The organism is Mesoterricola sediminis, assembly GCF_030295425.1.
Lineage (GTDB): Bacteria > Acidobacteriota > Holophagae > Holophagales > Holophagaceae > Mesoterricola > Mesoterricola sediminis.
Map to the genome: position 1 here is coordinate 1,389,557 of NZ_AP027081.1, position 17,771 is coordinate 1,407,327.

A 17,771-nucleotide genomic window follows, 5' to 3' on the forward strand; every position below is an offset into this window, starting at 1 on the left:
AGGCCGCGCGAGGGACCTGGTGGAAAAGGCTTCAGATGGGGGATGAACGGGAGCCGCCGTGCGGGGCGCAGGCGGACCTGACCTCCACGGGGCAAGGGCATATTGACCACAAATATTCGTGTTCGCAACAGACCCTTGGGGCCGGTCAGCGGTAGGGCCCGAGGCGCTCCAGGGCCAGGACGGGGGCCCCGGCCTCCCGGGAGGCGGCCAGGTCCACCCGGCATTCGGCCACCCAGTCGTTGTGGCCCTCGGCGTCCACCAGCATCTGCTGGATCCGCCAGGCGCCGTCCTCCTCCAGGATGTAGGTGTGGCGCTGGTTGCGCCCCTCCGCGTCCAGGCGGGGCCCGTCGTGGTCCGCCCGGTAGGCCTCCATGAGGGCCTTGAGGGCCTCGGGGCCCGCGGTCTCCCCGCCGAGGGCGGCCGCGGCCTCCTCCCAGTCCCCCACGGAGAGGCTGCGGAGGAAGCCGTAGATCCGGCTCCGCACGGCCAGGGAGAAGGCCTTCCGGTCCCGGGTCACGTCCCGGGCAGCCTCCTCGGCGCCCGGGGGCCGCAGTTCGGGGGACCCGCCCTGGGCCGGCGCCCCGCCGCGCATCTTCTCCCATTCGTCCAGCAGGCTGGAGTCCACCTGGCGGAGCATGGCGCCCAGGTAGGCCTCCATCTCCCGCACTTCCTCGGTCTTGGCGCCGTCGGGCACGGTCTGGGCGAGGACCTTGTAGACGCTGTTGAGGTGCCGGAGGAGAAGGCCCTCGGAGCGCTGGATGTCGTACTCCCGCACGTAGTCCGAGAAGGACCGGTAGTCCTCGAACATCTCCCGGGCGATGGACTTGGGGCGGATGTTCTCCTCGCCCACCCACGGATGGAGGGCGGCGAACGCGTTGAAGGTCCCGTAGACGAACTCCCGCAGGGGCTTGGGATACTCCAGCTTCTCCAGCTCCGCCATGCGCTCCTCGTACTCGATCCCGGCCAGCTTCATCTCCGCGACCCGCTGGCCCTTGAGCCGATCCAGCTGCTTGCGCAGGATGACGTCCGGGTCCTCCAGGATGCTCTCCACGAGCGTCAGGAGGTCCAGCGCGTACTCGGGGGATTCCGGATCCAGCCTGGGCAGCGTGTCCAGGAGCCAGAGGGAGAGGGTCTGGTTCATGGAGAAGTCGTCCTGGAGATCCACGTTCACCCGCAGCCCGCCCCCGGCGTACTCCACGATCCGCCGTCCGAGGAGGCTCCGGAAGAGCTGCCAGCCCCTGCGGAAATGGGCCTCCTTGGCGCGGGGCGTCTCGTGGCTGTCCCGGATCAGGCGGCGCATGGCCCCGCACCCGTCGCCCCCGCGGGAGAGGACGTTGAGCAGCATGCCGTGGCTCACCTGGAACCGCGACACGAGGCGCTCGGGCTGGGCCGCGATCAGGCGGTTGAAGGTCTGCTCGTCCCAGCTCACGAAATTGCGGTCCGGGGGCTGGCGCTTGACGAACTTGCGGCCGCCGGCCGCGGCCTTTGCCGCCAGCTTGGCGTTCTCGATGACGTGCTCCGGCGCCTGGGCCACCACCCACCCCACGTCGTCGAAGCCCTTCCGGCCGGCCCGCCCCGAGATCTGGTGGAAGTCCCGGGCGCTGAGGATGGCCGTCTTCTGGCCGTCGTACTTGCAGAGCCGGGTGAAGAGCACGGTCCGGATGGGGACGTTGATGCCCACCCCGAGCGTGTCGGTGCCGCAGATGACCTTGAGGAGGCCCCGCTGCGCCAGCTGCTCGACGAGGATCCGGTACTTGGGCAGCAGGCCCGCGTGGTGGAGCCCGATGCCGTGGCGCAGCCAGCGCTTGAGGTCAGGGCCATAGGGGCTGTTGAAGCGGAACCCCTCCAGGGCGCGGGCGATCTCAGCCTTCTCCTCCTTGGCGCACAGGTTGATGCTGGTGAAGTCCTGGGCGCTGGAGGCCGCCTCCAGCTGGGTGAAATGGACGAGGTAGACGGGGGCCTTGCCGGCCTCCACGAGGCGCTCGAGGGTGAGGGGCAGGGGGCTCTCCGCATACGAGAACGCCAGGGGCACCGGCCGCTCCCGGCTCTTGACCGCCACGGTCGGGAGGCCGTTGAGCCGCGTGAGCTCCTCCTCGAAGAACCCCGTGTCGCCCAGCGTCGCGGACATGAGCAGGAAGCGGGTCCGGGGCAGGGTGAGGAGGGGCACCTGCCAGGCCACCCCGCGGTCGCGGTCGGCGTAGTAGTGGAACTCGTCCATCACCACGTCGTCGACCTGGGCCTCCGGTCCCTCCCGGAGGGCGATGTTGGCCAGGATCTCCGCCGTGCAGCAGAGGATGGGCGCGTCCCGGTTGACCGTGGCGTCGCCGGTGGAGAGCCCCACGTTCTCCGGCCCGAAGTCGCGGCAGAGGGCCATCCACTTCTCGTTGACGAGGGCCTTGATGGGGCAGGTGTAGACCGAGCGGCGCCCCTCGGCGAGGGCCTTGAAGTGGAGGGCCGCCGCCACCAGGGACTTGCCCGATCCGGTGGGGGTGTTGAGGATGACGTTCCGGCCCTCGAAGAGCTCCAGCACCGCGGCCTCCTGGGCGGGGTAGAGCGCGAGGCCGCGGCCCTCCACGTAGTCCAGGAAGCGGCCCAGGAGGTCGCCGCTGTCGGGGGCGGTCCCCTGGGGAAGGAGGTCGGCGAGGGTGGGCTTCATGCGGTCAGGCTCCTGCGGTGCCTTCCAGTGTCCCATGGCCAAGCGCCCAGCCAGGCATTTCCACTGTTACGACTCCTTCATAGATGAAATGCCGGCTGTCCGTCATAGGGCCTCGATGGCAGGGCAAGCTGATATGCTTCAACACGTGATGCACCTGCAGGGGGGGTGAGTGGACGGCGGCCAGAACGAACGGAGGCGGTACACGCGCCTCAGCACGTCCGGGAAGCCGTACGAGGTGGCCTTCCAGATCCACGACCGCCTCGTCACGAATGCCCGCCTGGCCAACCTCAGCGCCGGCGGCTGCGGCCTGGAAGTCCAGATGGTGGACGCCTGGGACATGGACGCCGGCAGTGTCCTGGACAACCTCTGCATCATGCACCCGGACCTGCCCTGCGTGCCCCTCCAGGGGACCGTGGTGCGCGTCCTCGGGAAGGTCCCCGGCAAGACCAGCGGCTACGTCCTGGCCGGCCTGGAGTTCACCCTCATCACGCCCTTCATCCAGGAGCTGATCCAGGCTCACGTGGAAACCCGCTGTCCCCTGTGATGACCCCGGCCCCTCGGCCGAGGGGCACCCTGGAGCGCGCATGGCGTCGAAGGCCCTCGATCAATTCCGGAGCACCCTGGACCATCTGGACGGGGAGGACCGGGAGCACCAGCTGGCCTTCTTCCGCGGCCTGATGGCAGCCGGTCCCTCGGCGGTCATGGAACTGGACGGACGTCTGCCCGGTTCCCGCGCGCCCCGCAGCCTGCGCCTCCTGGCCATGGAGGCCTGCTTCTACTACCCCTGGCCCGATTGGGTGCCCATCCTCGCCCGCATCCTGCGCTACGAGTCCGACCCGGCCATCTTCGAGACCGGGACCCGGGCCCTGGGGCGCATCGCCACCCATTCGGCGCTGGCGGCCCTGCGCGAGCTGAACACCATGCGCCAGGGCGCCGAGTTCAAGGAAGTGGTCGCCCAGGTCCTCACCCAGGCAGACCCTCAGCAGGCCTTCGACCACTACCTGAGCCGCCTCCTGGAGGGCTCCGGCAATCCGACGGTGGCCAACGAGGCCGCCCAGCGCCTGGCCACCCTGGTCGCCGGCCCCAACCTCACCGCGATCCGGACCCTGACCATGCACCCGGACCTGCTGGTGTTCCGGCACGCCATCCACCTGCTGGCCCGCATCCAGACCCCCGAGGCTGCGGATGCCCTGGCGGACGTGTTCGAGGACAGCCACCGGGAGGTCCTGGCCGACCGCCAACTCAAGGAGGCCATCGCCCCCTACCGCTCCCTTCCGCCCGCCGCGGCCCGGGAAAAGGCCCAGGAGGCCCTCCGCGCCGCCAACGCCGGAGAGGGGCTGGACCTGCCGCCCGGGGTCAAGGACCTGCACCGGGACGTGGTGACGGCCACGGAGGAGGGCAAGCCGACGGCGCTCTCCGCCGCCCTGACCCAGGCGGCCGAAGCCATGCACCAGCGGTCCCGCCGGCTCAGCTTCGCGGTGGATGCGGCCGCGGAAGGGCTGGCGGACCAGGTCCAGAAGGGCCACCTTGAAGCCGGCCGGGTCCTGGACCTGCTGGTGAACGCCTACCGGGAACAAACGGGCCGGGAGGGGCTCGCGCGGGCCCTCGCGCGCCTCGTGCCCGCCGACGCCGCCGCCGTGCACCAGCTGATCCTCCAGGGGCCCGATGCCGCCCAGCGGGCGGCCGCCGTCGAGATCTTTGGGCAGCGGGCGGAGCCCGCCCTCCAGCCCGTGCTCCTCCAGGCCTGCCGGGACCCCCTCGCGGACATCGCCGACCGGGCCCTGCACCACCTGGGGCAGCTGCCGGGCGCCCTCGACCTCGCCCGGCAGCTCATCCAGTCCCAGGTCCCCCAGGAGCTGGCCCTGGGCATGCGCCTCGTGGGCATGCGCCGCTTCCAGGAGCTGGTGCCGGACCTGCTGGCGATGGTCCAGGACGACACCCGCGAGGAGGTCACCCTCCAGGTCATCGAGACCCTCGGCGCCGTGGGCGGCGAGATGGCCTCGGCGAACCTCCTGGAGATGCTGCATTCCGGCCAGAGCCTGCGCATCCAGACCCTCGTGGCCGAGTCCCTCCGAGGCCTGGGCGAGCCCGACGTGGCCATGGCCCTGTGCGCCAAGGCCGACCACATCAAGGTGCCCATTCTCCACGCCGTGGCGGTGGAAGCCCTGGCGGCCGCCCATGGCCAGCCGGAGCGCCCCATGCCGCCGGTGAACGGGACCATGCTCCTGCACCACGTCCGGAAGGCGTGGATGGACCGGAACCCCTGGTCCCTCCGCCTGCGCGTGGTCGAGGCCCTCGTGCGGATCCAGCTCGCCCACCCCGAAACCTGGAGCGCCGTGTCGGACCTCGTCCGCGACACCCTCTCGGAAAAGCGCCCCGCCGGCGCCTGGAGCCCCGACGCGCTGCACCAAGTCCAGGCCGCCGCCAAACAATTCGCCCAGCGGGCCTCGGGCGCGTGAGCGCCTTGGCTGGGGCGGCGCCCCGTGGCATCATGACCCTTCCCCGGAGGGTTGGGTGAGCGGTTTAAACCAACAGTCTTGAAATCCGGTCCATTCCATTATACCTGGTGGGGTCTGATGCGCTATGGTATTGGATTTTCAGACAATTAGAGAGGCCGGCCAAGGGATTGGTGATGTCCAATCCAATCCCGTCCCGTTATGGGGCGTTCGGTTACAAATCGGGTTACATCTTCGGAGGCGGGCCGGCTGAGATCGGCGGCCATGCTCATTCCCCTGGCTCCACTAGGAAACGCCGTGCCCGTGCGGCTTCCAGAGCTTCGGCAATGTCGATCTTGCCCTCCGCACGATCGGCAGCGCGTCGCCGTTCCCAGTCCTCATCCCATTCCCGCCGCAGTGCCTGTGCTTCGGGAACCGGGTCCGCCAGGTCCAAGGGCGTCATGTTGTAGTCCCCGCCGCCGTATGGCTTGCGGGCGGCCCAGACCTGGTCCACGTGAGCCCAGGCGATCGGCCCCGGGTGCCAGGCCTCAACCCAGGGGATCCATTTGAACCCGTGGTAGACGAGCGGGTTGTTCAAGGTGGCTTCGGTGCCCTGGATCACCAGCTTGGTGGGGTCCAGGTGCCCAACGGGGACCCGAAGCCAGATGGTGATGCACTGGCGGTTTTCGTTGAGGAAGCCGGCCCAGCCCATCTTGGCCGCGCGGTAGACTTCGCGCTCCGAAGGTGTGTCGAAGTCGAACAGGGGCACGGCGCCAAGACGGTGTGCCTGGCAGTCGGTCACGCAGGACTTCTCCGTTCCTTCACCTGCCGGGCGGATCTCCCCGGCCCTCACGATGCCCTGGAGGCCTTCGACGGTGCACCTGTGCCAGAGGCAGCCGTGTCCCCGCAGGGTGGGCATGAGGTTTCCGACCCACTGCCGCCCCGTCTCTTCCCATTCCCGGTATTGGTCTTCGATCGGCAATGCCTCCTCCAAGGTTGGGGGATCCTTAGAAAATCAGAAGATGCAAGATTCCAGCTCTGCAAAAACTGTCATTTCGGGCGTAATCACTTTGGCCAACTCCTGCTTAAATTTCTCAGCATTGATGCTGCTGACTATCCCGCAATAATTTTTAATTCTTCCCGTTTCATCCTTTATGTTTTGGTTCTCAATATCCACAACGAAGCCATCATAGGACGCTTCGTCGAACGTAAGAGCGTTCAAATTACAATACTTTTTCAAGACTTCTTTATCAAAAAGGTAATTTTCAATTTCCCATCTGACAAAAACCCGATGATTTGAAGGATTGTTTTTTAAATACACATCTCTATCGTGTGCTGTCGTATTCTTTCCTGATGCCATATCACGGTCTTTCAATACAAGGATATCAAGCCCGTCAAAGACTTTTGAAAGAATAGAAATTGCAATTTCACTTCTTTGGTCAAGTTCCGTGTTTCCACCGCTCGACACAAACAAAACATCAGGATATTTTTCAGAAAATATTCCATTGAGAACATTAGCATCAAACCCTCTTTCGGTCCCATCCCGTCTGGGCTGATCCCTTCCCTCGCAATAGATTATTTTCCTGGGACTTAGTAGGCCGGTCAAATCTTCTAGAGCAGTTTTGAAAATGCGTTGCCAATTTTTTCTGGTTGTTCTAATCGGTGTAATAGTATGTGAACCCGTGAAATAATCTTTTTCGGAAAAATCCAAAACCTGAACTTTCTCTTTTAATTCATCTTGTGCAGCCTTCATAAAGCCTATACTATGCGTTGCAACCCATAGCTGACAGTTCTCCGGGATTAATTTCTCAATCTCAATTAATAATTTCTTCTGAACCGAAGTATTTAAATGCAGCTCTGGTTCATCGATACAAAATACCGTATTGTCATAATCGTTCTTCTTGATGATTATATCCAAAATAATATCTACGACTTCTTTTTCTCCTGCGGAAAGATTCGAATATGGGAAGTTAGTTGCATTTCCTTTTTCAAAATAAAATTCTCCTTTTCTATCCATTATGTTGCCGAGGCTTGAAATTTTTATGTCCAGGATTTTTTCTAAAATTACATTAATAGAACCTATTAATTCAGCCCTGACCTGATTTCCGGTTTTATCGCCAGCTTCAAAGGCTGAGTAGGATGCACTCAGTAATCTCTTGTAATTTGCGTCCAGTCTTCCATCAAGTGCAATACTGCTCAGAGGTTCGTCCCTTGTTTCAAAAATGGAAGCCATTGCACTTAATGTTTGGACATTCAGTTTTGATGTAAATCTATAAGCCGTTCTAATATAAAAAGTTTTTCTGGAGCTTTGCGCATTTGGTGGATAGAATTCAATTAAAATTGAATTATTTCTATTGTAAGTAGATGCTTTCTTTGTTTCATCAGTATAGAAAAATGCTTTGGAGTAGAATGAGGCATCTTCGCCCCCCCATGGCCTAAAGTCTTTTTGTTTTTCTTCAAACGCGTCAAAAACTGAACTCTTTCCGCATCCATTTGGCCCAACCATTACGATGATTTTTCTTGGCTCATCCCCAAGGTCGATCGTTAGGTCATCAAATCTTTTGAAAGTCTTAAGTTGTATCTTCCTGACTCGCATTCAGCCTCCAAATTATCGAAAGGAAGTGGGCGGCCCCGCTGACATGGAAATTGCAAAAGGCTTCGCTGGTGGGGATGGTTAATCATACCCCGTGAAGCGCCCCGTGCCTGTTTTTCATCTGCAACCAACCAGGAACATTCCCAAAACAGCAACAAAACAGCAACATGTTGTCAATTTAACAACAATAATAATTTGAGTTATGCTATTGGCGGCCAAGCTACCGGATCTTACTTTTGGTTCATTCCTGGAAAGGACAAGCCCATGGAGAACCTGCTAACCCTTCCGTCCACCCCCCACCCCGCCGATGCGAGGGCCACTGATGCGAGGGCCACCCTGCGGGCGATCGCCGGGACCTCAACCAGGTTGGTTGCGCGGCTCGAACAAAACAGCCCTGCGATGCCTGAGCCGGTCCTGGAGGCCCTGGAAGACCTGAAGGCCGGCCTGAGCACCTTGCAGGGGGTGGAGGGGGCTCCAGAGGGCTCCGAGCCCAGCCGCATCGAATGGCTGGATGTCTGGGGGATTGGTCAGGGAGCGGCGGAGCTTGGCGGCCTTCTTGCCGAGGAACTCCGCACCAATGGCGTGGACACGTTCTCTCTTCTGGAGGCCGTCCCGACCCACGAGCCGGCCCTACGCCTTGGACCTGCTCTCAAGTGATGCCCTGGACGCGCTGGAGTCCATGCAGGGCGCTATTGCCCGGATCCTGGGTAACGATCCCGCCCTCCGGCGGGTGAGGGCGGCATCCGGATCAAGATGCCCAAGAACGCCTACAGCCGCAGGACGATCAACATTGACGAGGGCTTGTGCATCACGCTCCGCAACCATAGGCAGGCTCAGGAAGACCTTGCCCAGCAATTGGGGATCCTGTGCCCCGTGGACGGCCTTGTGTTCCCCATGATGATCTGGCGGTCCCGTGGCCGGCAGCCCATCAATCCCCAGGTCAAGGACGTTGACTTCACCCGGCCCTGGAACCCGGATTACCCCACCAAGGAATTCAGCCGGGAGGCTGCCCAGGCGGGGTTCCCGGGCCTCCGCTTCCACGATATGCGACACCCCCACGTCACGGCCCTGCTGACCGCCGGGGTTGCCCCTCACATCGTGGCGGCCCGGCTTGGCCACAGCACGCCGGTCATCACGATGATGATCTATGCCCACGTCCTGCCTCGCGGGGACGAGCAGGCTGCCAAGGTCATGGGGGAGATGATGCGGGCAGCCCTGGGGGCCGGGAGCTAACCGGGCCCCGGGCCGGCCCAGCCGGCAGACAAAAGGGGGAATGGCGGAGGGTGAGGGATTCGAACCCTCGGAGGACTTGCATCCTCAATGGTTTTCAAGACCAGCCCGATAAACCGCTCCGGCAACCCTCCATCCTGAGAATGATGCCATGGCGGCCCGTAGATCGTCCAATCCCATCCGGGGTTGCAAACGGGTTACAAACAGCCTTCCCGATGTTGATATGCTGTCGGTTAACTCGCCCTTGCTACAGTCTTGAAAACTGTCGACGCCTCCGGCGTCCGCGAGTTCGAATCTCGCACCCTCCGCCAGACGCCCGAAAAGCCCTTGGATCCAAGGGCTTTTCCGTGTCCGGGGCCGGCTCAGGCGTTGCCGCGGTAGAGGCCCTCGATGACGTCCTTGAAGGCCTCGTTGACCACCCGGCGCTTGAGCTTGAGGGAGGGCGTCAGGAGGCCGCTCTCGGGGGTCAGCTCCCGCTCGAGGAGGGCGATCTTGCGGATGCGCTCGTAGGCCGGGAGGTGGGCGTTGGTGTGGTTCACCCGGGACATGACCTTGGCGACCACCTTGGGGTGGGAGAGCATGGCCGAGTCGCTGTCGAAGGGGATCTGCTTGCGCTGGCACCAGTCCCGGAGGGCGGGGAAGTGCGGCACGATGAGGGCCGCGAGATGGTTCCGCTGGTCGCCGACGACCACGGCCTGCTCGATGTAGGGATCCTCCCGGAGGGCGTTCTCGATGGGCTGGGGGGCCACGTTCTTGCCGCCGTTGGTGACGATGATCTCCTTCTTCCGGTCGGTGATCTTCACCCGGCCCTGGGGGTCCATCTCGCCCACGTCCCCGGTGCAGAAGTAGCCGTCCGCGTCGAAGACCTCCCGGGTGGCCGCCTCGTTCTGCCAATAGCCCTTCATGACGTTGGGCCCCTGGCAGAGGATCTCCCCGTCCGGGGCCATCTTCAGGAAGGGCTTGCCGTTCCAGGTCTTGAGGATGGGGTGCCCCACGTACCCGGGCCGCACCTTCCCCAGGCGGTTGAGGGTCAGGATGGGGCTCGTCTCCGTCAGGCCGTAGCCCTCGTAGATGGGCACGCCCATGGCCCAGAAGAACTCCATGATCGTCGGATTGAGGCCCGCGCCGCCGGTGACGCAGAAGCGGAGCCGGCCCCCGGTCTTGGCGCGCACCTTGGACAGCAGGATGCGGTCCGCGATCCGCCAGGCCAGGTGGGTGAGGCCCCCGGGCCGCCGGTCGAAGTAGAGGTAGCGGACCACCCGGTGGCAGGTGGTGCGGGCCCAGCTGAAGACCATGCGGTGGAGGAGGCCGCCCGAGGTGAGGGCGTCCCGGACCTTCGCGTAGATCTTCTCGAAGATCCGCGGCACCGCCATGAGGACGGCGGGCTGGACCTCCAGGAGGTTCTGGGGCAGGGAGATGAGGCTCTCGGCGTAGTAGATGGCGATGCCCAGGTGCCACATGGTGTAGTGGCCCGCGGTGCGCTCGAAGATGTGGGAGAGGGGCAGGACCGACAGGCAGCGGTCGCCCCGTTCGGGCCGCAGGGCCACGATGGCCACCTCGACCACGCCCACGATGTTCGAGGCCACGTTCCCCTGGGTCAGCATCGCGCCCTTGGGGTCCCCGGTCGTCCCGGAGGTGTAGATGAGGGTGAGGAGGTCCTCGGGGTCGCGCTCCTGGGCCCAGGCGCGGACCTCGGCCCGGCGCCCGTCCAGGGCCGCGCCCTCGGCCATGAGGGTGTCCCAGGCCAGGCACTCGAGGGTCCCCGGGTCGGCGGGGAGCCCGTCCAGGGCGATCACCAGCTCGAGTTCGGGGAGTTTGGCCGCCGCGGCGCGGATCTTGGCGAACTGGGAGCCGTTGGAGGTGAGGATCCAGCGGGCGCCGCTGTTCTGCAGGATGTAGGCGGTCTGGTCCGAGGTCAGCGTGTGGTAGATGGGCACGCTCACGACGCCCAGGAGGGAGCACGCGAAGTCCGTCAAGGCCCAGGCGGGGCGGTTCTCGCAGAGGATGCCGACGCGGTCCCCCTTGCGGAGGCCCCGCGCCGCCATGGCCAGGGCCAGGCGTTCCACCTTCTCCTGGACCTCCCGGTGCGAGATGGGCTTGTAGGCGCCGTCGGCCTTGGCGGCCAGGGCATCGGGCAAATCGTACTTCAGAGCCTCGTAGAAAAGCTCAGCAATGGTCCGTACCAACGGGGGAGCTCCAAGGAAATGGCAAAGCGCATGGTAGCAGATGCATTCCCCCGATGCATTGCAGGCCCCCAAAGGCCCTGCGGCGCTGCCACGGTTGGTAAAATCCTGGTTTCAGTCCTTCCAGGCGGTGCCGACCCCGACCCCGTGGAAGGCGTTCCAGACGGCCTTCTCCTCCGCGCCACCCTGGCCGTACAGGTCCTGGGCCGCGGAAACGCAGGCCTTCCGGGCGTCCTGGTATCCGCTGAGGGAGGTCAGGTAGTGGGTGAGGGCCCGGTACCAGATCCGGGCGGCGCGGTCGTTCCCGATGCCCTCCATGCCCTTGGGGAGGAGGTTCGTGTAGTAGTCGCTCTGGCGGTTCGGGCTCGCGCCCTGGCTCAGGAAGAAGAAGGCCCGGTTCATGGGGCCCGACCCCTTGTGGACGTTGATGTTCTTGAGGTCCTTGGACCAGACGTCGGGGCTGTAGCCGTCCTTGCTCGGCTTGTAGAGGTAACGGATCGGCTCGGGCGGGTCCGCCTGGGAGACCTGCTCCCCGATGGTCCAGTTGCCGCCCCAGGAGCCGATCACGTCGCCCGCGCCCCCCCGGGCGTAGTACTCGATCAGGCATCCGTTGATGTCGGAATTGGCCTCGTTGAGGCTGCCGCTCTCCCCGAAGTACTCCAGCTTCGCCGTCGTCGCGCAGACGCCGTGGCTGAGCTCGTGGCCGAGGATGTCGACCGTGGTCAGGGCCTTCCAGTCCTTGCCGTCGCCCAGGGACACGCAGAAGCACGCGTCGGACCAGAAGGCGTTGTCGTAGCCCTTCCCGTAGTGGACCCGCATGGCGATCGCGCGGCCCTCCCCGTCGATGCCCTTGCGCCCGAGCACTTGCGCGTAGTAGTCCCAGGTCACCTGGAGGCCGTACGCCGCGTCCACCGCCGCCGTCTCGCCATTGGGACTCGTCGTGTCCCCGCCGTCGTAGTTCCGGCCGTCGCCCCACACGTCGCTCTGGTTGGTGTAGAGGGTGCCCTTGGCGCCGCGGGTGCCATGGTCCAGGTTGTAGACCGCGTTCCCCGTGCGGCCCCGGGTCCAGTCCCGGAGCTCGTAGACCTCGTCCTGATCCTTCCAGGTCGTGCCGAGGACCACGAGCCCGCTGTGCTGGGAGCGCCCCTGGCCCTTGCTCGCGCGCCCGGTCCGAAGGGAGGCCCAGTGCTTGAGGATCCGCCCCGTGTGCGCGTCCACCAGGTAGTCCATGTGGCGGGGCTCGGGCCCCTCCTCCTCCAGGTGGACCCGGAACGCGAGCGCGTCCCGGCCCGCGAGGCGCACCACCAGGAGCTCCGTCGTGGGGGAGACCCGCCGCCGTTCCACGGGGGCGAAGGCCTCCATCGCCGCCGCCAGGGCCTCCGAGGAGGGCAGGAGGGGCCGGGTGTCGAGGTCCAGCCCCTTCACGAAGGCGTCCGTGACGCCGCGGGTGCGCGCCCCCGACACGTGGAGGACCCCCTCCCCGCCCATCACCTTGACCCCCTTGTGGTACTGCGCGAAGCGCGTGCTCCGCCCCTGGAGGTCGGGGTCGGGGATGATCCGCTCCACCACGAGCGTGTCCTCGGAAGCGAGGCCGAGGGAAGGTTTGAGCGTCTCCATGACCATCCGGTCCTGGGACGCGAGCCAGGCCTCGTCCTGGCCGGGCAGCGGCAGGGCGAGCAGGAACAGGGGGAACATTCGCGGGAATCCGTGCATGGAACCTCCAGGGCCCCGAAGGACCGCTCCAAGCCCGCCCGCGGGCCAGACGCCCAGCGCCCGGATCGAGGGGGGCCGATCGGCCTCGGAGGCCGGTTAATTGACGGGAACAATAACCTTCTACCCCCCCCTGTCAACCTTCCCCCCGGAATGGGCCCCCACCCTGGAAGGCCCGCCCGCCGGCCCTTCGCGCATCGGTCCTTGTGGCGGCGGGCGCTTGAGGTTACGATGGAAGGCCACCTGGAGAGATGCCGGAGTGGCCGATCGGGCTCGCCTGCTAAGCGAGTGTATTGGGTAAACCAGTACCGGGGGTTCGAATCCCCCTCTCTCCGCCAGAAAACAACCCCGCCCCGCGGGGTTTTTTTCTGGCGGAGAGAGGGGGATTCGAATCACGGATGGCGCGCCGGAAGGGCCAGCGGAGCACGCATGCGTGCGTAGCGGTGCGCCGAAGGCGGAGGCCCGGGCGCAGCCAGCCGTGCGGCCCGAAGGGGAATCCCCCTCTCTCCGCCAGAAAACAACCCCGCCCCGCGGGGTTTTTTTCTGGCGGGGGGAGGGGTGGAGTCCACGCTTTTCAAGGGATTGTCGAAGGGTCTGATGGTAGGGTGGACCAACCACCCAGGAGGTTCGACATGTTCCTTGGAGCGCTGGTCGCTTCCCTGCCGCTGTTTGTGCTTCTGCTTGGCATCCCCCTCCTCATGAAACCGGCGGCCAAGGTGGCGCCGCTGGCATGGCTGGTGACCGTGCTGGCCGCCATCCTCTATTTCCATTTCCCGGCCAAGGTCGTGCTCCTGGCCGCCCTGCAGGGGGCGATCACCGGCATCTTCCCGATCATGTACATCCCCTTCGGCGCCCTCGTCATCTACAACGTGCTGAAGGCGACGGGCTGGATGGACAAGATGCAGGGGGCCATGGCCAACCTCACCATCGACCGCCGCGCCCAGGCCCTCCTCATCGCCTTCGGCTTCAGCGCCTTCCTGGAGGGCATCTGCGGCTTCGGGGCCCCCGTCGCCATCCCGGCCATGATCCTGGTGGGTCTGGGCTACAACCCGATGATGGCCGCCCTGGTGTGCCTCGTGGCGAACACGGGGCCCGTGCCCTTCGGATCCCTGGCGATCCCGACGGTCACCCTGGCCAAGACCACGGGACTGGACCTGATGCGCCTCTCCATGATGACCGGCCGTCTCATGGCGCCCCTCGCCCTCATCATGGCCTTCGCCACGGTGTACGCCATGAGCCGCGGCAAGGGGATGCGCGGTTCCCTGGGCACGATCCTCGTCACCGGCCTGAGCTTCTCGGTGACGGAATTCCTCGTCTCCAACTTCGTGGGTCCCGAACTGACCTCCGTTCTCGCCGCCCTGGCCTGCCTCGCGGCCACCGCCGCCTACCTGAAGATCCAGAAGCGTGTCGAGCCCTGGCTCTTCGAGGGCGAATCCATGGCGGCCTCCGCCCCCAAGGCGTTCCACCCGATGGACCTCTTCCTGTCCTGGCTGCCCTACCTGCTGCTGGCCGTGTTCATCATCGCGGTGAACCTGCCGAAGACCAAGCCCCTCTTCGCCGGCACTGCGCCGGGCTGGTCCGCCCTCCTGATCAAGATCCAGATCTACAACCCGGCCAAGCCCTACACCTTCTCCTGGCTCCAGACCCCAGGCACGGTGATGCTCATCGCCGGCGCCGCCGCGCTGCCCTTCATGGGCATCAAGTACTCGGTGATGGGCCATCAGTTCGGCAGGACCTTCCGGCAGATGATCCCCTCCTTCATCGCCGTCGCCTGCATCCTCTCCATCTCCGAGGTCATGAACCTGGCCCTGCCCATCGTGGACCCGAAGACGAAGCTGGCCATCTGGGGGGACCTGGCCGTGAAGCAGGCCTCCATGGTGGCGACGATGGCGAACAGCATCGTCGCGGTGGTGAGCACGCACGTGTATCCCGCCCTGGCGCCGATCTTCGGGACGATCGGCGTCTTCCTCACCGGCAGCAACACCTCCAGCAACGCGCTCTTCGGCAACCTCCAGAAGCTCACCGCCCAGGGCATGAAGCTCTCCGAGATCCTCATGGCCTCGGCGGGCTCCGCGGGCGCCTCCGCCGGCAAGATGATCTCCCCCCAGAGCATCGTCATCGCGGCGACGGCGGTGGGGCTCTCCGGCAAGGAAGGCCAGATCATGCGCCAGACCATCAAGTACACCATCCCCTACGTGATCCTGCTGGGCCTGCTGGTGTGGGGCTTCGCCTTCCTGTTCCCGCACCTCGTTCCCTGATGGAGGCCTGACGTGCGCATCCTCGTCGCCCCCGATTCCTACAAGGGCAGCGTGTCGGCCCTCGCCGTCGCGGGCGCCATGGAGCGCGGCATCCTGGCCGTCGCGCCCGGGGCGGTGGTCCGGAAGGTGCCCATCGCCGACGGCGGCGAGGGGACCGTGGAGGCCCTGGTCGCCGCCACCCGCGGCACGCTCCGCCATGCCCAGGTCACCGGCCCCCTCGGGGAGCCCGTCCAGGCAGCCTGGGGCGTGCTGGGCGACGGCGCCACGGCCGTGATCGAGATGGCCGCCGCCTCGGGCCTGCCCCTCGTCCCGCGGGACCGGCGCGATCCCCGGACCACCACCACCCGGGGCACCGGGGAACTCGTGCGCCTGGCCTTGGACCAGGGCCTCCGGAAGCTGGTCGTGGGCATCGGCGGCAGCGCCACCAACGACGGGGGCACGGGCCTGGCCCGGGCCCTGGGGGTCCGGTTCCTGGATCGGGAGGGCCGGGACCTGCCCGAAGGCGGGGCGGCCCTGGCCGGCCTGGACCGCATCGACCTGTCGGGCCTGGACCCGCGCCTCCGGGGCGCCTCCATCCTGGTGGCCTGCGATGTGGACAACCCGCTGTGCGGTCCCCGCGGCGCCTCCGCGGTCTATGGGCCCCAGAAGGGGGCGACGCCCGCCATGGTGGCCGACCTGGACGCGGCCCTCGCCGTTCTGGCCCGGGTGGCCGCCCGGGACACGGGCCGCGACGTCGCCGCCCTGCCGGGGGCCGGGGCCGCCGGCGGACTCGGCGCGGGCCTGCTCTGGTTCACGCCCGCGCGCCTCCGGCCCGGGGTGGAGATCGTGCTGGAGGCCACCGGCTTCGCGGACCTCGTCCGGGAAGCCGACCTCGTCCTCACGGGCGAGGGTCTGACCGACGCCCAGACCGCCATGGGCAAGGCCCCTGTGGGGGTCGCGGCGGTGGCCCAGGCCCACGGCGTTCCCGTCGTGTGCCTTTCCGGCGGCCTCGGCGCCGGCGCCGGCGAGGTGCTCGCCAAGGGCATCGGGGCCCTCGCCTCCATCGTCCCGGGACCCATGCCCCTCGAGGCCTGCATGGCCCAGGGAGAGCAGCTCATCGAGGACGCGACCGCCCGTGTCCTGCGGCTCGTCCTGGTGGGGCGGAACCTTCGGCACGGAGTCGCCGGTCGCTCGTAACTGTTTTTCCCATGAAGCCTTGCGCGTCCAGAGGGGACCCTTAGATTGGAGTGGGTCCCGTCCGGACGCGGAACACCTTTGCTCGACGCTCCCCTTTTCTGCCGTCTTTCGCTGAAGCCCATGCCTGGTCCCCCGAAGTTGCCCGCTTGGCTATTCGCGCCAAGCCCGGGTTGGCTTGCACCTTCGTATTGGGGGTGTCGGGGCCAGGATGCCACGCTCCACCCTTTTTTCTGGAAGGTGAACCATGAGGAAGATTCCCCGCCTTCACGCTGCGCTGCTGGTCCCGGTGCTGCTCGCCGCCGCGGCGCCCACGGTCCTCCGGGCGTCGGAAGGAGACGCCCGGCTCGTCTCCCGGATCAAGAGCAGCTACAACTTCAAGAACTACCTGGCCAACGACGACATCTCCATCTCGGCGGACGATGGCGTTGTGACCCTCTCGGGCAAGGTCGGCCAGGACTATCACCGGTCGCTGGCGGAGGCCACCGCGGCCGACACGCCGGGCGTCAAGTCGGTTCGGAACGAGCTGAAGGTCTCGAGCGAGCCCCTGAGTGAGCGGTCTGACGGCTGGATCACCCTCAAGGTCAAGGCCAACCTCATGTTCCACAAGAACGTGAGCGCCTCGGGCACCGAGGTGGAGACCCGGGATGGCGTCGTCATCCTGCGGGGGCGCGCCGACAGCCCCGACCAGCGGGAGCTCACGGCCACCTATGCCCGGGATGTGGATGGCGTGAAGGACGTCCGCAACGAGATGACCGTCGACCGGGGCGCCCGCAAGGAGACCTTCGGGGACAAGGTGGACGACGCTTCCATCACCGCCCAGATCAAGACCAGCCTCCTCCTCCACCATTCCACCCATGCGCTCGACACCCGCGTCAAGACCCGGGACGGGGTCGTCACCCTGCGGGGAGAGGCCAAGAACCAGGCGGAAAAGGAGCTGGTGGGCAAACTCGCCGCCGATACCCGGGGCGTCAAGCATGTGGATAACCAAATGACCGTTCGGCCTTCCTGAGCAGAGGCCCCCCATGCTCTGGACCCTCGCCGTCCTGCTCGTCGTGCTCTGGGCCGCGGGTCTTCTCGCGTCCTACACCTTGCACGGCTTCATCCACGTGCTCCTCCTCCTCGCCGTGGCCGCCGTGCTGATCCGCATCATCCAGGGACGCCGCCCCGTCTAGGCGTTCCCCTTTCAGGAGTTATCCATGAATTATCACCCCTATGAAACCCGCAACGCCCTCTTCGCCTTCCTGGCGGGCCTCGCCACGGGCGGCATCATCGTCGCCCTGACGACGCCCCGGTCGGGTCCGGATCTTCGCCGCGACATGGCCCGCCAGGGCCGGCGCCTGCGTGGGCGCCTGAACGAAATGATGGAGCGCGGGGAGGACTACTTGGATTCATGTGCGGAGGACCTCGGCGATCGTGCCGGCAGGGCCGCCGAGGATGCCAAGGAAGCCGCCACCCGCGTGGGCGCGGACCTGGGCCGCGGGGCCGAACGCGTGGGCAAGGACCTCCAGGGCTGACGGGCTCGCCTGCGGA

At 65.8% G+C, this 17,771-nt stretch carries 14 protein-coding genes and 2 tRNA genes; 10 read left to right on the forward strand and 6 right to left on the reverse strand.

Going from position 1 to position 17,771, the window contains the following annotated elements; all coding sequences use genetic code 11:
* Positions 1 to 145 precede the first annotated feature (145 nt).
* Positions 146 to 2,656: a DEAD/DEAH box helicase gene (locus tag R2J75_RS05925; protein WP_316411249.1), complete on the reverse strand. Its 2,511-nt coding sequence runs from the start codon at positions 2,654 to 2,656 to the stop codon at positions 146 to 148.
* Positions 2,657 to 2,825: 169 nt separating this feature from the next.
* Here R2J75_RS05925 and R2J75_RS05930 point away from each other — a divergent pair, with 169 nt between their 5' ends.
* Together R2J75_RS05930 and R2J75_RS05935 are read left to right on the forward strand one after the other, a co-directional pair.
* Positions 2,826 to 3,200, forward strand: a complete 375-nt coding sequence (locus R2J75_RS05930) for a PilZ domain-containing protein (RefSeq protein WP_243333317.1) — start codon at positions 2,826 to 2,828, stop codon at positions 3,198 to 3,200.
* 40 nt (positions 3,201 to 3,240) lie between these two features.
* A complete protein-coding gene (locus R2J75_RS05935; RefSeq protein WP_316411250.1) occupies positions 3,241 to 5,115 on the forward strand; it encodes a HEAT repeat domain-containing protein in 1,875 nt (624 codons plus the stop codon).
* 265 nt (positions 5,116 to 5,380) lie between these two features.
* On the opposite strand, the gene R2J75_RS05940 is transcribed toward R2J75_RS05935, so the two are convergent.
* Both R2J75_RS05940 and R2J75_RS05945 read right to left on the reverse strand, forming a co-directional pair.
* Positions 5,381 to 6,073 (reverse strand): hypothetical protein, encoded by a 693-nt coding sequence (locus R2J75_RS05940; protein WP_316411251.1) that lies wholly within the window; start codon positions 6,071 to 6,073, stop codon positions 5,381 to 5,383.
* Positions 6,074 to 6,106: 33 nt separating this feature from the next.
* Complete coding sequence (locus tag R2J75_RS05945) at positions 6,107 to 7,687, reverse strand: AAA family ATPase (protein ID WP_316411252.1); 1,581 nt, start codon at positions 7,685 to 7,687, stop codon at positions 6,107 to 6,109.
* A gap of 261 nt (positions 7,688 to 7,948) precedes the next feature.
* On the opposite strand from R2J75_RS05945, the gene R2J75_RS05950 reads away from it, so the two are divergent.
* Entirely contained in the window at positions 7,949 to 8,341 is a 393-nt protein-coding gene (locus tag R2J75_RS05950; RefSeq protein WP_316411253.1) for a hypothetical protein, read from the forward strand.
* 96 nt (positions 8,342 to 8,437) lie between these two features.
* Positions 8,438 to 8,917, forward strand: a complete 480-nt coding sequence (locus R2J75_RS05955; protein ID WP_316411254.1) for a tyrosine-type recombinase/integrase — start codon at positions 8,438 to 8,440, stop codon at positions 8,915 to 8,917.
* 41 nt (positions 8,918 to 8,958) lie between these two features.
* Here R2J75_RS05955 and R2J75_RS05960 read toward each other — a convergent pair.
* The 3 genes from R2J75_RS05960 to R2J75_RS05970 form a co-directional block, all read right to left on the reverse strand.
* Positions 8,959 to 9,048: transfer RNA gene (locus tag R2J75_RS05960), tRNA-Ser, on the reverse strand.
* 228 nt (positions 9,049 to 9,276) lie between these two features.
* Positions 9,277 to 11,052 carry an AMP-dependent synthetase/ligase gene (locus R2J75_RS05965; protein ID WP_316411255.1) on the reverse strand — a complete coding sequence of 592 codons (1,776 nt, stop codon included), beginning with the start codon at positions 11,050 to 11,052 and terminating at the stop codon, positions 9,277 to 9,279.
* A 159-nt stretch (positions 11,053 to 11,211) separates the two neighbouring features.
* The gene (locus R2J75_RS05970; RefSeq protein WP_316411256.1) at positions 11,212 to 12,792 is read right to left on the reverse strand and encodes a M4 family metallopeptidase; all 1,581 of its coding nucleotides are present in this window, start codon (positions 12,790 to 12,792) and stop codon (positions 11,212 to 11,214) included.
* Between the two features lie 260 nt (positions 12,793 to 13,052).
* On the opposite strand from R2J75_RS05970, the gene R2J75_RS05975 reads away from it, so the two are divergent.
* The 6 genes from R2J75_RS05975 (at position 13,053) to R2J75_RS06000 (ending at position 17,755) form a co-directional block, all read left to right on the forward strand.
* Positions 13,053 to 13,145: transfer RNA gene (locus R2J75_RS05975), tRNA-Ser, on the forward strand.
* A gap of 294 nt (positions 13,146 to 13,439) precedes the next feature.
* Entirely contained in the window at positions 13,440 to 15,065 is a 1,626-nt protein-coding gene (locus R2J75_RS05980; protein WP_243333310.1) for an L-lactate permease, read from the forward strand.
* A gap of 12 nt (positions 15,066 to 15,077) precedes the next feature.
* Positions 15,078 to 16,241 carry a glycerate kinase gene (locus R2J75_RS05985; RefSeq protein WP_243333300.1) on the forward strand — a complete coding sequence of 388 codons (1,164 nt, stop codon included), beginning with the start codon at positions 15,078 to 15,080 and terminating at the stop codon, positions 16,239 to 16,241.
* Positions 16,242 to 16,485: 244 nt separating this feature from the next.
* The gene (locus R2J75_RS05990) at positions 16,486 to 17,250 is read left to right on the forward strand and encodes a BON domain-containing protein (RefSeq protein WP_243333298.1); all 765 of its coding nucleotides are present in this window, start codon (positions 16,486 to 16,488) and stop codon (positions 17,248 to 17,250) included.
* 13 nt (positions 17,251 to 17,263) lie between these two features.
* Positions 17,264 to 17,413: a lmo0937 family membrane protein gene (locus tag R2J75_RS05995; RefSeq protein ID WP_243333297.1), complete on the forward strand. Its 150-nt coding sequence runs from the start codon at positions 17,264 to 17,266 to the stop codon at positions 17,411 to 17,413.
* A 24-nt stretch (positions 17,414 to 17,437) separates the two neighbouring features.
* Positions 17,438 to 17,755 carry a YtxH domain-containing protein gene (locus R2J75_RS06000; protein ID WP_243333290.1) on the forward strand — a complete coding sequence of 106 codons (318 nt, stop codon included), beginning with the start codon at positions 17,438 to 17,440 and terminating at the stop codon, positions 17,753 to 17,755.
* Positions 17,756 to 17,771: the final 16 nt, after the last annotated feature.